At 75.4% G+C, this 14,834-nt stretch carries 1 protein-coding gene; it reads left to right on the top strand.

All coding sequences use genetic code 11. The annotated features are described in order from the left end of the window. A complete protein-coding gene (locus tag TK50_RS13360) occupies positions 1-14,772 on the top strand; it encodes a hypothetical protein (RefSeq protein ID WP_043963041.1) in 14,772 nt (4,923 codons plus the stop codon). Positions 14,773-14,834 lie beyond the last annotated feature (62 nt).

The following is a 14,834-nucleotide window of genomic DNA, read 5'->3' as shown; positions in this document are numbered from 1 at the left end:
ATGCCCGACCTGCACATCTCGACCGACCCGGAATGGCAGTGGGTCTACGACGCCATCCTCTACGGCGTCGGCGAGGAGTACCCGGAGGCCGACCCGACCGCCCTGCGCCAGATGGGTGACGAGCTGCTCGCCTTCACCAACACCCTCAACGAGGAGGTGGCCGGGACCGCCGGCCTCGCGGGCAACATGCCCGCGCTCCTGAGCGGCGACGCGGCGCAGGCGTTCGAGCACTTCGCGCAGAGCCTCACCACGAACGTGCCGGTCGCCGGCGACATCTCCACCGCCCTCGGGCAGAGCGCCTACGACTTCGCCCTCGACGCGGAGCAGACGCAGTACAACATCGCCATCGCGATGTTCACCACGCTGTGGGACGTCTTCCTGGCCCTGTCCGGCGGAGCGAGCGCCTTCATGGTGCCGGCCCTGATCCGGACCGGCAGCGAGATCGTCAGCACCCTGATCGCGCAGTTACGCAGCCGCATCCTGCAACGCATCGCCAACCTGACGTTCGACGCCATCGGCGAGGGTTTCGAGGAGCTGTGGCAGGGCCTGGCCGCCCAGGGCCTGCAGATGGCCGAGGGTAACCGGGACAAGATCGACGGCAACGACGTGCTGCTGGACTTCCTCGCCGGCATGCTGATCGGGGCGACGGCGAGCGGCGTGATGCAGGCCGGCGCGAAGTGGTTCCCCAAGGTCGGCACCCACCGGTACGGCCAGGAGATCTTCGCCGCAGCCGGCGAACTCCTCGGCGAGACGTTCCTCTGGGGGATCCTCGGCGGCGACTTCAACCCGGGTGCCACGGTGACCTCGTCCGTCATCACCGGCTTCACCCAGCAGTGGGCCGAGGACGTCGGCCAGCACGTCCGCCCCGGGCCGCAGTCCGGGCCCGGCGGCCACGGCCAGGGCGGAGACGGCATCGGGGACCCGGCCGGCCTGGACGGCCCGAAGACCGACCGGTCCGGCCCCGGGCAGGACCCGTGGCGGCCGGGCGACGACTCCCCGGCAGGGCAGTCCGGTGCCGACGGGCCGGGCGGCGACCCGCCCCCGTACGAGCAGCCGCCCTCGCACGACGACGTGACCGGGGGCCCGTTGCCGGTGACGGACGGTGGGCTGCCCGGCGGGCCGGGGCGCGAGCCCGGCGCGCAGCGCCCCGGCCCGCCGACGAACGTCGACGACGAGCCGGAGCCGCGCTCGTCCACGGGCGGCTCGACGGACCCCACCGACCGGCGCGAACCCCCGCCCGTGACCCGGGACCCCGCCGCCGAGGCCGGGCCCCGCACCCGCGACGAGACGCCGGCGACCCGCGACGGCGCGCCAGGCGACCCCGCGCCCCTGGACCCCGCGCCTGTCACCGGCCCACCCGCCACCCACGAGTCCGTCACCCGCCCGCCCACCGGCCCGGGTGACCTGCCCGCCGGCGGGGACGCGCCGCCCCTGGACCCGCCCACCGACGGGGAGACGCCGCCCGTCGACCCGCCCACCGACGGGGAGACGCCGCCCCTCGACCGGGACGGCCCCTCCCGCGGTCCCGAGCACGCGCCGCAGCGGCCCGGTGAGCAGCCGTCCACCCTCGACCCCGGGCGCGCCGACCCTGGCGAGACGCCGTCCCCGGTGGGCGACACACCCGGTCCGGCCGACCCGGAACACCGTGTCGGCGACCCGGAGCACCGCCCTGCCGGCCCCGAGAACCGTCTCGACGGCCCGGAGCACCGCTCCCCGGGCCCGGAGAGCCACCTCGGCGACCCGGCGAGCCGGCCCGGCGACCCGGCGACCCGGCCCGGCGACCCGGAGGCGCGCCCGCACGGCCCCGGCGGCCACCTGCCCCCGCCCGTGGACACCGGCCTGCGGGGCGGCCCCTTCCCCCAGGACGCCGAGGGCGTCACCGCCGGGCCCACCGGCAACCCGCGCGGCCTCGACGGCCCGGCTCCCCTCGGCGGCCCGCCCGTGCCGACGGGCCCGGCCGACGAACGGCCCGACGGCACCGGCCTGCCCGGCGTGGTGACCCAGTTGACGCCCACCGGCCCGACCCCGCCGGGCGGCCCGGCGGCCGGGCCGGAGGCCGCCACCACGGCCACCGCGCCGGCCACGACCGCCCCGGCCACCGGCACCACCGGCCCGGCCACCGGCGCCATGCGCCCGACCACCGGCACCGAGGGCCCGACCACCGCGCCGACCACCCCGGCCCGCGACGGCACCACCGCACCCCCGCGCGGAGCCACCACCAGTCCGCCCCGGCGGCGCGGACACCCCCCTCGATACGCCGACCCGCGCACCGCCACCGGCTCCGCCGCCGGCCCGCCACCACAGGTCGCCGACAGCATCGTCCGGCCGGTCGAGCCGCCGGTCGGGACCGCCCCGCCCGGGCCCGTCGCCCCTCCGGCCGAGGCGACCCGGTTGACCAAGCCGGCCCAGTCGACCGAGGCGGCCCAGTCCAGTGAGACGGCCCGGTCGACCGAGCCGGTGCGGGCCACCGCCGAGCCGCCCCTGCCGACCATGCCTGCGGGCGGCGAGGTCAGGCCGGCCCCGACCGACGGGCCACCGCAGGCCCAGGCCGACGGGCCACAGCCGGTCCCGGCCGGGTGGGCGCTCGTCGACCCGTACGACACGACCCACGCCGAGGCCGCCCGCTCGTTCCCCGCCCGCGACGGCGAGCTCGTCGTCTTCGCCCACGGCACCCCCGACCACCTGGTGCTCGGCGACCGGCGGGTCACGCCCGAGCAGCTCACCGAGCTGCTCGGGGCGGACCGTCCACAGCGGATCGTCCTGATCTCGTGCGACACGGGTGCGGACGCCGACGGCTTCGCGGCCAAGCTGTCGCGGCTGCTGCCGGGCACCTCGGTCACCGCCCCCACCGGCACGGTCTGGACGACCCCCGGCGGGCACGCGTTCGTCGCGGGCACCGCCTACGGCCCCGACGGACGCCCCCGCCCGGCCGAGCCGGACGCCGGCCACGGGTGGCGGACGTTCACCAGTGACGCCCCCGGCGACACCCACGTGCAGGAGGCCGGCGCCGACCTGCCGGGCACCCCGCCCCGCCCGGTCGCGGACGCGGTCGGGGACGCGGTCGCGTGGAAGGGCAACGGCCGGCCGTACACCAACCGGCCGGTCCTGGAGACCACCGAGCACCTGATCTTCGCGACCCACCTGGAGGAGCAGCTCGGGGCGTACCTGTACCGGCTGCCCCGGGTGCGGCGGGCGGCGCAGGCCACCGTCGCGCGGCTCCGGGAGGTGCTGGACGTCTTCGACGGTCGTCCCGGCGGCGTGTGGCGCTCGTTCATCAAGGACGACCCGACCAGCGCCGGGCAGGTGGGTGACCAGCTCACCGCCGCGCAGGTCGACGAGCTGCTGGACGACGGCAACCTGCGCGAGCTGATGACGGCCTTCTACAACGCCGCCTACTTCCACCACGCCTCGCCCGACCCGACGCTGAAGACCGTCGTCCAGGAGCTGTTCGCCGACACGGACTGGGACCGGGCGGCGCAGCTCGGCCTGGACGTGCCGGCCCTGCAACGCCAGCACGAGCAGCTCGACACGCTCTCCGGTGCGCTGATCGGTGGGCTGGCCAAGCTGGTCGGCCGGGGGCACACCTTCGGCGAGGGCGACCCGTTCGCCCTCGGCCGGGTGGCCGGGCAGTCGGAGAAACCGCTGACCGACCTGATCGCGCTCGGCGGCAGCCAGGCCAACCGGATCGCCCGCCACGACGACCAGGCGAACCGTGGCGGGCCCGGCAAGTTCACCCCCACCCACCTGGCTTCGCTCGGCGCGCCGCTGAGCGACCGGGAGAAGAGGTACCTCGCCGGCCGGGGACGTCGGCCCTTCACCGCCGTCGGGACGGACGGCACCGAGACGGTCCACGCCGAGCCCGACACCTCGTGGACCGCCGAGGGTTCGCTGGGCGTCGAGATGCCCCTGCCCTGGGTCGGCGGCCGGGCCGGCGTCGTGCTGGACACCGGTTCCCGGCTGGCGTCGGTCTGGTACCGCCGGACCCACCACGAGGCGGGCCTGCCGGTGACGGCCGGCATCTCCGGCACCACGGCCCGGCTCATGATGGCGTTCGAGTGGCTGAACGTGCCGGGGGTCAGCCGCGAGGACTTCCTGCTGGCCGTCATCGCGTGGATGCTCACCTTCCAGGACCACTCGCTGTACGAGATCCTGCGCGGCGCCGAGATCGTGGGCAGCGGCCCTCCGGTGTCCACCATGGCCGCCGACGAGGTGTACGAAGCGCTCGCCGCCCTCGGCGTTCCGGCCCCCGTCCTGCGCCAGGTCGGCGATCCGGAGCACCGGTTGCCGGCGGCCGGTCCCGAGGGAATGCCTCCGGCGGTCGACCTGGACGACACGGCGCTCCTGGAGCAGCTGCTGCCGCACGAGGCCGCCTACTTCGCCAAGGCCCGGGCCGCGCACACCGCGCACGGCTACGCCGCGGTGACGTCCGACGAGTTGGACGGGTCCCTGGAGGTGGCCGACGAGTTGGCCAACGCCGCCTACGACGTGGCGACGGCCAAGCAGCTCACCCAGGAGTGGCTCAACTTCAACTCCGTGGACCCGAAGGCCCTGGCCAACCGGCTCACCCGGGCCCACCTGCTCGCCCTGCAGGTGTGGACCGGCTCCAACCACAGCCTGCTCAACGCGGTCGCCCCCGCCGGCCCGTTCACCGACCTCGCCTCCGAGCTGGTGCTGGAGCACAAGATCCGGGAGGCCGTCGACCTGCTCGTCGACCTCGTTCCGGCCGAGATCCCGTCCATCCTCGCCAACGACCCGATCCTGCGTGGCCTGCACGACGAGATGGCCACCGACCCCGACCGGACGCCGGAGCGGATCGCCGCCGTGCGGGAGCAGGCGCAGGACCGGGGCCGGGAGATCCGGGACGCCGTCGAGGCCGAGCTACGGGCGCACTTCGACATGGTCGTCGACGCGCTGCGGCAGCTCCCCCCGGCCGACAAGGGCGTCGTGTGGCGCGCGGACTGGGCGGCCGGCGGCCTGACCAACCCGCTGGGGAAGATGTTCTCGGCCTACGGCGGGGACGACCTCACCCTCTCCGGCCTGAACAGCGCCAGCCGGGACGAGCGCGTCGCCCAGGGGATCCTGGCCAAGTACACCAACAGCGCCACCAGCCATCGGGTGCTGATCGGGATCGAGCTGGCCGGTCACGCCGGCCGGGACATCACCCCCTTCTCGGCAAAGCCCACCGAGCAGGAGGTGCTCTTCCTTCCGGGCGCCCGCTTCGTCGTCACGTCCCGCGAGATCGACGAGGCCGCCGGCATCGAAAAGATCATGATGAGGGAGGTGGAGCCCGAAGGGGTCGCCCGGGAGGCGCTCGTCGCCGAGGCCAAGCGGTCCATCGCGGAGGTGTCGGGGCTCGGCACCGCGGTCCGGAGTCTGGCCGAGGCCGTTCCCCCTCTGGCTGAGCAGGTGCGGGCGCTGACGCCGGAGTTGACCGCAGCCCTCGCGACGTTCCGTGACCTGCTCGACAGGTCCACGGCCTCGTCCGGCGCCGACGAGGCGGTGCGGGAGCGGCGGAGCAGGGTGCTGGCGGCGCAGCGGACGACCGCCGCCTACGAGAACACGATCGCGAACGCCTGGGCCGCCGTGCGGGACCTGGAGGACCGGGCGCAGGACCCGGGCAACGCCCGGGCGATCGTGACGGAGGCCGAACGGATCTGGGCCGACCTGCACCAGGCCGGCGAGGACGCCCACGACATCCTCGAGGCCATGGAGCACGAGGCCCTGGCCACCAGCCGGGCCCTCGGCCAGGCGCAGCACGTCCTCTTCACGGCCTTTCACGCTACCGAGTCGGGGCCGCGCACCATCGACGAGGCCGGGCGGGCCGTGGACACCATCGAGGACGGCGTCACGCAGCTCGCCGCAGCCGAGCAGGAGTCCGCCCGGCTCACCCACGGCCTGCCGGCCGACGACGACGATGGGCTGCTGGACCGGTCGGCGGCGCTGGCGCGCAACCGCGACGCCGCCACCCGGGCGATGCTGGAGGCCGAGGCGGCGCACGCCCACCTGCCGACGCAGATCCGTGGCCTGGCCGACGATCTCCGGCTGGTCGAGACGGCGGTCGCCAACGCGGAGTGGGAGATCGGCAGCGCCGACTCCGCCCTCGACGCGGTCCGGTCCCTGGCCGGGCAGATCGACGCCCGGTACGCCCGGTCGCAGGAGCTGGCCCGGTTGATCGACGAACTCCTCGACGACCTCGACGTGCTCGTGTTCGACGCCGCCAACACCTTCGGGCCGGCCGCCTCGCCGCTGGAGGGCGAGCTGACCATCGGCTGGGTCACCGACCCGGTCGTCGACGAGCAGGTCCCGGCCGGCCGGGTCCTGGTCACCGCGGCCGACGGGGCGAACATCGACGCCGCGCGTGCCTTCCCGGCCGACCCCGACCGATACGTGATCTTCGCGCACGGCACGCCGCACGAACTCGACCTCGGCGGGGGGCGGGGCCGCAGCCCGGCGGACGTGGCCCGGTTGATCAGGGACGACCCCGGGTGGCAGGGCCGGCCGATCCTGCTGATGTCGTGTCACACCGCCGCCGACGCCGACACCGGCTTCGCCGCCGCGCTGGCCCGCCTGCTCGACGTGCCGGTGACCGCCCCGACCGGCACCGCCTGGAGCACCCCGGACGGTTCGGCGCTCGTCGCCGGCACCGTCCTCGACGCCGAGGGGCGGCCCCGGCCCGCGCAACCGGGCCCGGACGACGGGTGGCGCACCTTCACCCCCACGGCCGACGACCTCCTCGCCGTCGACGACCTGGGGCCCCGCCTCGCCGGGTCGGCTCCGCCCCACACCACCGCCTCCGCGCCGCCGCCGCACCCGGTCGCCTGGGGCCCCGACAGCCGCCCCTACGGCGCCCGGCCCATCCTCGACACCGCCGAGTACCGGGAACACGCCACCCGGTTCGAACGCGACCTCGGCGCCCATCTCTACCAGCTCCCCCACGTCCAGCACGCCGCGAAGGCCACCGTCGAACGGCTGCGTGAGGTCCTGGAGGCGTACGCGAACGACGGGCGTCCCGACGGCGTGCGCCGCTCGTTCGTCAAGGACGACCCGACCAGCGCCGGCCAGGTGGGCGACCACCTCACCGACGCGGAGGTCCGTGCGCTGCTGCGCGACGGCAACCTGCGTGAACTCATGACCGCCTTCTACAACGCGGCCTACTACAACGACGCCGGCCCCGAGGCCACCCTCAAGAAGGTCGTCCAGAGCATCGTCGCGGACCAGGACTGGACCCGGGCCGACGCGTTGGGCCTCGACAGCGCCGCGCTGCGGAAGCTGCGCCGGCAGTTGACCGGCTGGAACCGCACCGTCATGCAGGGCATCGCCGGCATCGTCGGCAAGGGCTACAACTACGCCTTCGACCCCTTCGCCCTCGGGAACATCACCGCCCTGTCGAAGAAGCCGGCCGCCGACACCACCGCCATCACCGCCAGCCAGGCGGGCCGCTCCAACCGGCTCGGCACGGCCGACTTCGCCAAGAACCTCGGCGTGCCCGGCAAGCTCACCCCACGGCAACTCGCCGCCCTCGGTGCCGCGCTCAGCGACCGGGAACGCCGCTACCTCACCGGCCCCGGGCGCAGGGCCTTCACCGTCACCACCGCCGACGGCACCGAGCAGCGCCATGCCCAGCCGGAGAGCAGCTGGACGGACGAGGGCGCCCTCGGGGTCGAGCTGCCCCTGCCCTGGGTCGGCGGACGCGCCTGGTTCGACAACGACACCACCTCGCTGTGGTACCGCCACACCCACACCAAGACCGGCCTGCCGGTCGTCGCCGGCATCTCCGGCACCACCGCCCGGCTGCTCGCCGCGTTCGCCTGGCTCAAGGTCCCGGGCGTCGCGCCGGAGCACTTCCTGCTGGCCATCGCCGCGTGGATGCTCACCTCCGAGGACCACTCGCTGTACGAGATCCTCCGCGGGGCCGAGATCGTCGACGTCGGGCCCGTCGTGTCGGAGGCGACGAGCGCCGAGGACGTCTACCACGCGCTCGCCACGCTCGGCCTGCCGGTCACGACCCTGCGTGGCCTCGCCGACACCGGGATGCTCCCGCACGAGGCCGCCTACCAGGCCAAGGCGGAGGCACACGGGTTCAAGAGCCTCACACCGGGCGACCTGGCGCGCGCCGGCAGGAGGCGGTACGAGCTGTGGCAGGCGGCGGGCCAGCCGCAACGGGCGTCGACGGCCATGCTCGACTGGATCGCCACCAACGGGATGGACACCCGGGCGCTGACCCGGCAACTCACCCCGGCGCACTTCACCGCGCTCCAGGCGTACACGGGCAGCAACCACAGCCTGCTCAACGCCGTCGCGCCCGCCCCCGTCGTGGGCACCGTCGCGTCGGGCCTGCTCCTCGAACGTGCGGTGCGAAGGAGCGTCGACCGCCTCGTCGAGATGGTCCTCGGCGCTGCGCCCAACGAGATCCCCTCGGCGGTCAGCGCGGACCCGGCGGTAGTCGAGCTGCTCGGGCAGTTCCAGGCCGACCCGAAGAAACACGACAAGGCGGACTCCTACCGGCAGAAGCTGCGCGACCGGGCGCGCGCCCTGGCGGCCGAGCTCGAGGCGGAGATGCGGGTGCACTTCGACATGGCCATCGAGGCCATCCAGCTGCTCCCGCCCGCGACGGGCATGACGGTCTGGCGCAGTGACTGGGCCGCCGGGAAGCTGGGTGACCCGATGTCGGGGAAACTCGGCCAGTACGGCGGCACCGAGATCACCTTCGGATCGCTCAGCAGCGCGAGCCGGCGGAGCCGGGTCGCGGAGGAGTTCCTGGCGGGCCACACCGCCGACGGCACGAGCCATCCGGTGCTCCTGGAGATGCAGCTCGACGGCCATGCGGGACGGGACATCACGCCGTTGTCGGCCGAGCCCGACGAACAGGAGGTGCTCTTCCTGCCCGGCGCCCGCTTCGAGGTGGTCAGCCGCACGACCAACGACCAGTACGAACACATCGTCGTCCGGGAGGTCACGCCGGCCGCCATCGCCCTGCACACCTTCGACACCACCGCCGAGCACGCACTGTTCGAGCTGACGGGCATCGGCCGCAGCATCGAACGGACCGTCGACACGGTCACCGACCTGACCGCCGCAGCGACCCGGACGGCGGCGCAGGTCGACAAGGCCGCCGCCGACGTCGGCCCGCCGCACCGACGGGTGGCCGACCTCGCCCGGCAGGCCCGGACCACCCTCGGCGAGGCGAAGGCACTCGACGAGCAGGCCGGACGCGACCGGCAGGCCGCGCTGACCGTCGGCGAGCGGGCCCTCGCGGAGATCGCGCCCCTGGTCACCGACCGGCCGACGCCGGCGGCGCAGCGGGCCCGGCAACGGCGGGACGCGTTGACCCAGGCGCTGCGGGACGCGATCGCCGCCCGGTCCGCCGCCCAGCAGGCCCTGCAAGGCGCCCTGCACGCCACCCGACAGCTCGACCTGCTCGACCGGGCGACCCGCCACGCGGCCGACGTCGCCTCGCGGGCCGCCGCCTACACCGACGGCGTCGCCCGGCACGCCCGGCAGGCGGAGACGACGGCACAGGCCAGCGCCACCACGATCGCCACCGCCATCGCCGCCGCCTCCGTTCTGGCGAAGCAGGCAACCGACGGGACGGCAACCGACCCGAGGACCACCGCGAGGCAGCTGGCCCGGCACCGGGACTCGGCCGGCCACGCGGCGGCGGACGCCGAGTCGGCCCGGTCCGCCACCGAGGCCGGGATGGCCCACGCCCCCCGCGCCCTCGCCGACGCCACCCGGGCCCTCGCCGGGGCGACGGCCAACGCCGGCACGGCCGAGCAGTACCGGGGTCGGCTCGACGCCGAACGCCGACACGTCGAGCACCACGCGAACGAGGTCGCGCGCCTGAACGCGCTCGTCGTGCAGGCCGCGGCGGACGCGGTCGACGCGGCCGAGATCGCCGGCATCGAGGACATGGCCGCCCTCGACGCCGCCCTCACCGACCTGAGCGCCGAGGTCACGGCCGCGTCGACCGAGGCGGGCCGGCTCACCGGAGAGTCGCGGTCGCACCGCCGCACGACGGATCTCGACCGCGCGGCGACGGCCGGGATCGCCGCCGCCGAGGCCGCCCACGGGCAGGCGCGCACGGCGTACGACGACGCCCGCGCGGCCGTCGAGCTGGCGGCAGCGGAGGTCGCCGAGCTCGCCGCCAAGGTGCCCGCCGCCAGGCTCCAGCCGGCGCGGGACGCCCAGTCGGCCGCGCAGGACGCCGTCAGCCGGACCGAGAAGGCGCTGGCCACCGCCGCCGGGTCGCTCGACGGTGCCCGGGAGACGGCCGAGCGCCTGCACGCGTACGCCGCGTCGGTCCACCCGGCCGTCGCGCAGCTCGACCAGGCCGCGAAGGACGTCACCGAGGCGACCGCCGAGGTCGCCAGGGCGCAGGCCGCGGCCCGGGACGGCGCGGCCCGGATCGCCGCCGCCGAACCCCACTCGGCCGCCGCCCGCCTGGCCGCCCGCGAGGCATGGGCGGCGTACGCCGCGGCGAAGTCGGCCCACGGCCGGGCCCGGGCCGCGCTCACCGCTGCCGCCGACGGCCTCGCGCGGGCGGACGCGGCGGCGGGCAGCCCCGAGCAGTGGTCGGCCGCCCTCGACGCGGCCCTGCCTGAGGTCACGCGGCAGCAGCGCAGCGCGACCCGGCTCGCCGGGGAGACGACCGAATTGGCGACCACGGTGACCACGGCCGCGCAGCAGGCGGCCCGGGAGCCCGTGCCGTGGGCGCGGGGGGACGCGCCCGGCGACGTGGTCGACCTGTCCGTGCCCGCCGGACGGGTGCTGGTGCCGGGGTCGGACCGGGCCAACCTCGACGCCGCCCGCGCCTTCGCGCCCGACCCCGACCGGTACGTCGTCTTCGCCCACGGCACGCCCGAGCACCTCGTCGTCGGCGACCGCCGGATCACGCCCGCGCAGCTCGCGCGGATGATCCAGGACGACCCCGCCTGGGGCGGCCGGCCGATCGTCCTGATGGCGTGCGACACGGCCGCGTCGCCGGCCGGGGCGGCGGCGCCGTCGGCGAGCTTCGCCGAAACGCTGGCGGGCCTGCTGCCGGGGACTCCCGTCACCGCGCCGAACGGCACGGCGTGGCTGGCCGGGGACGGTCAGGCGTTCGTGGCGGGCACCGACTACGACGCCGACGGGCGTCCCCGGCCGGCCCCCAGCACAGAAGCCGACCAGTGGCGGACGGTGACCGTGGATCCGGACACCGGTCAGGTCGACTCCCGTCCCGACGGGGCACGCCTGGGCGGGGCGGCGCACCCGGCGGTGGCCGGGCCGGTCAGCTGGGCGCCGTCACCGCCGCCGCCGTCCTGGGAGCAGCAGGCGTGGCAGGCCTTCCAGGACCTGCAGGAGGCCCGGGGCTCGGAGCGACAGGCGGAGCGGGAGCAGCAGCTCCAAGCCCTCGCCGGCACCCCGGAGCAGCAGCAGAAGCTGCTGCTCATGGTGAGCGACCACGTGATCGAGACGACGAAGCGGCATCTCTACCGCGGCTCGGCGAACCAGGTCGACCACGTGGCCCGCACCGGCGGGCTGACCCACGAGTATCTCGGCAAGGTCCGCAGCGGCGACTACTTCACGCCGGACCAGGATCCGGCCGTGCGCCTGGCCCAGCAGGGCGTGGTCGCCACGCACCTGCACACCGGCAACTGCGGCGAGAACGCCGCGCTGGCATTCTCGCTGCTCTGGCAGCTGCTGCCCGGGGTCCGGCTGACCCAGATCAACCACAGCCTCGACCACGCGTTCGTGGTCATCGGCGACCCCGACAGCGCCGACGCGGTGATCTGCGATCCCTGGCCGGTCCAGGCCACCGCGACGACCCGCCGCGACTACTTCATGTCCAACTACGACGGTCAGGACCGCTTCACGGCGGTCTCCGACGGCACGGACCTGCTGGCCCGCGCCGCGTCCACCGTAGACCTGGAGGCCCTGGGCGCGGTGATGGACATGGAACGGCCCAGTGTCGGACTCGACGAACTCACCAGCCAGTTCGGCGACACCCTTCCGCGGGGCCTGTACCGGCACCTGCACACCACCGCCAACCCGCCCCCGCCCGTGGCGGCGGCCACCGGGCCCGGCGACGGCGACACCGGGGGCGGCGGCCGGGCCGATGCGGAGTCGGAGTCCGACGGCGGGGCCGACGCCATGGACACCGAAGACCTCGACGACGACGCCTCGGACGACGACGCGACAACCGACGATGCCATGGACGATGCCATGGGCGATGCCATGGACGACGCGATGGACGAGGCCCCGGACCCGGCCGACTCGGACGGCTCGGACGACGACGAGGGGGGCGACGCCGGCGACGACATGGAGCTGGACGACATCGACGGCGACGGGATGGACGTGGACGCGCCCGCCGCCGTCCGATTCGCCCAGCCGCCGACCGCCGCCGGTCCGGGCCCGATCGTGTCCACACCCGTGCCCGCCGGGTTCGCCTGGCTGCCGGCCGCCGACACCGCCAACCTGGACCTCGCCGCCAGCCACCCGCACACCTCGGGCCGGTACCTCGTCTTCGCCCACGGCACCCCCACCCACCTCGCCGCCGCCGACGCCACGCTGACCGCCGCCGAGCTCGCCGCCCTCGTCCGCGCCGACCCGGCCTGGCGTCCCGGGCAGGCCGTCACCCTCGTCAGCTGCGACACCGCCGCCCGACCCGACGGGTTCGCCACCCAGCTCGCCCACCACCTCGGCGTGCCCGTCACCGCGCCCACCCACGCCGCCTGGACCACGCCCGACCACCACACCTTCACGGCACCCACCGTCTACACCGCGGACGGCCGCCCCCGACCCGGTGGCGCCGGCACCGCCGTCTGGCACCACATCACCCCCGGCGCCGGGGCCACCACCAGCGCCGGGCCCCACCTCGACCAGCCGGCGACGGCGCCCGGCCCGGTGGCGGTGCCGTGGGGCCCGGCCACGGCACCGGTGGCCCCGCGACCGGTGCCGGCCGGGCTGCTGCTCGCCGACCCGGACGACACCACCGCCCTCGACGCCGCACGACGCTTCCCCGCCCGCGACGGCACGTTCGTCGTCTTCGCCGACGGCGACTCCGGCGGGATCGTCGTCGGCGACACGCCGCTGTCACCCACGCAGCTCGCGGACGCGATCCGCGCGGACCCACGCTGGACGGGGCGGCCGGTGCTGCTCGTCGCCGGGCGCACGGCGGCCGAGTCGGGCTTCGCCGAGCAGCTCGCCCGGCTGCTGCCCGGCACACCCGTCACCGCCCCGGAGGGTACGGCGTGGACCACGTCGGACGGCCGGGCGTTCGTCGCGCCCACCCGGCTCGACGACGGCCGGGGCCGACCGGCGGAGCCCACCACCGCCGACCGGTGGAGGACGTTCACCGTCGACCCGGCGACGGGCCTGACGAGCGAGGAGTTCCTCGCCGCCGCGCTGCTCCCGGCGCTCCCCGACGCCGTGCCGACCGGCGGGGAGGACCCGGTCTCCTGGGACGTGTCGGCGGCCGGACCGGGCGCGCCGGACCCCACCGGCGACACCGACCTGGGCATCGGCGACACCGAGAACATCGTGCTCACGGACAGCTCGGGGAAGGTGGTCGCCGTCGTCTTCCCCGTTCAGCCCCGCGACCGCGAGCACATGCCCGAGAGCGTGCTGGGGATCGATCAGGACGACGATCTGGGGTCCTACACGCAGGCCACCAGCCTCCAACCGGACAGCGAGGAGCAGGAGCTGCCGATGCCCTTCGGCGGCCGTCGGGCGTTCGGCGGACGGCAACCGGTGTACGTCTACACCCAGGGAAACCCGACGAGGTTCGCGGTCGCGCTGCGCGGCGGCGGCACCAGACTGCTCACGGGCGGGGACTTCGCCGCCCTCGTCCGGCAGACGGGGGCGTTACGGCGGGCGCGTTCCGGTGCGCTGGCGCCGATCCTGTTCCTGACGCCCTCCAGCGCCCGCTACCCGGGCCCGGGCGGTGCCGCGCACGACTTCTTCCGGCAGGTGCAGCAGTGGGGACATCTCGGCGAGGCGTACGGGCCGACCCAGCGGCTCGTGCCGTCCATCTTCGAGAAGAACAAGATCACTGTCTCCGACATGGGGATGTTCGTGCAGCTCCCCCAGTCGCCGGGCGACCTCACACCTGCGCCGCCGACGGCACCGGCCGTGCCCCTGGCCGTCACCGTGCCGACCGCCGCGGACCAGCCGACCAGGCGGGGACAGCCCCTGACCATCGACGACGTCGAACACGTCGTCGTGCGCAAGGCGGACCGGGTCGTCGGCATCGTCTTCCCGATCAAGGGCAGCACCAGGATCTGGTACGAGTTCCAGGATGTCGCCGAGGACGACCCGCTGGACCACTACGCCCAGACCAGTGACGGCGACCCCGACAGTTTCCAGCAGGAGCTGCCGACCCCGTTCGGCGGTCGCGCGGGGCTCGGCCAGCGGCAACTGTTCTACATCAGCGCCCACGCCGACCCGGCGAGCTTCCTCGTCCGGCTGGCGGCCAGCGGCGCGCACCGCAAGCTCAGGGGCAACGAGCTGGCGTTCCTGGTGTGGCAGTCCGGCGCCCTCCTCCAGGCGCCCTCCGGCCGGCAGGCGCCGCTGCTGTTCGTGTCGTGCAGCGGCGCCCGCCATCCCGGGCCGGGTGGCGCAGTGTACGAGTTCGTGCGCAGCGTCCAGGCGTGGGGACACGACGGCGAGGCGTACGGCGGCACGCAGACCACGTGGGTGTCGCTCACCGACAAGCACAAGATCACCGTGTCCGACATGGGGACGCTCGTGACGTTCCCGGGCTCCGGCCGGCCGGCCGGGGGGCCGCCGCCCTGACGTGACGCCCGGCCGAGGCGGCCTGCCCGGCCTGGGCGCGGTGCGGTCGGGCAGTCCACCGC

Origin of the sequence: Micromonospora haikouensis (assembly GCF_000876225.1) — a bacterium.
GTDB classification, from domain to species: Bacteria; Actinomycetota; Actinomycetes; order Mycobacteriales; family Micromonosporaceae; genus Micromonospora; species Micromonospora haikouensis.
The sequence above is the reverse complement of the archived record's forward strand: the minus strand, read 5'-3'. Positions and strand labels throughout refer to the sequence as shown.

Excerpts from the sequence above, each read along its gene's own strand:
- TK50_RS13360 (WP_043963041.1), top strand. The coding sequence starts at position 1 with ATGCCCGACCTGCACATCTCGACCGACCCGGAATGGCAGTGGGTCTAC.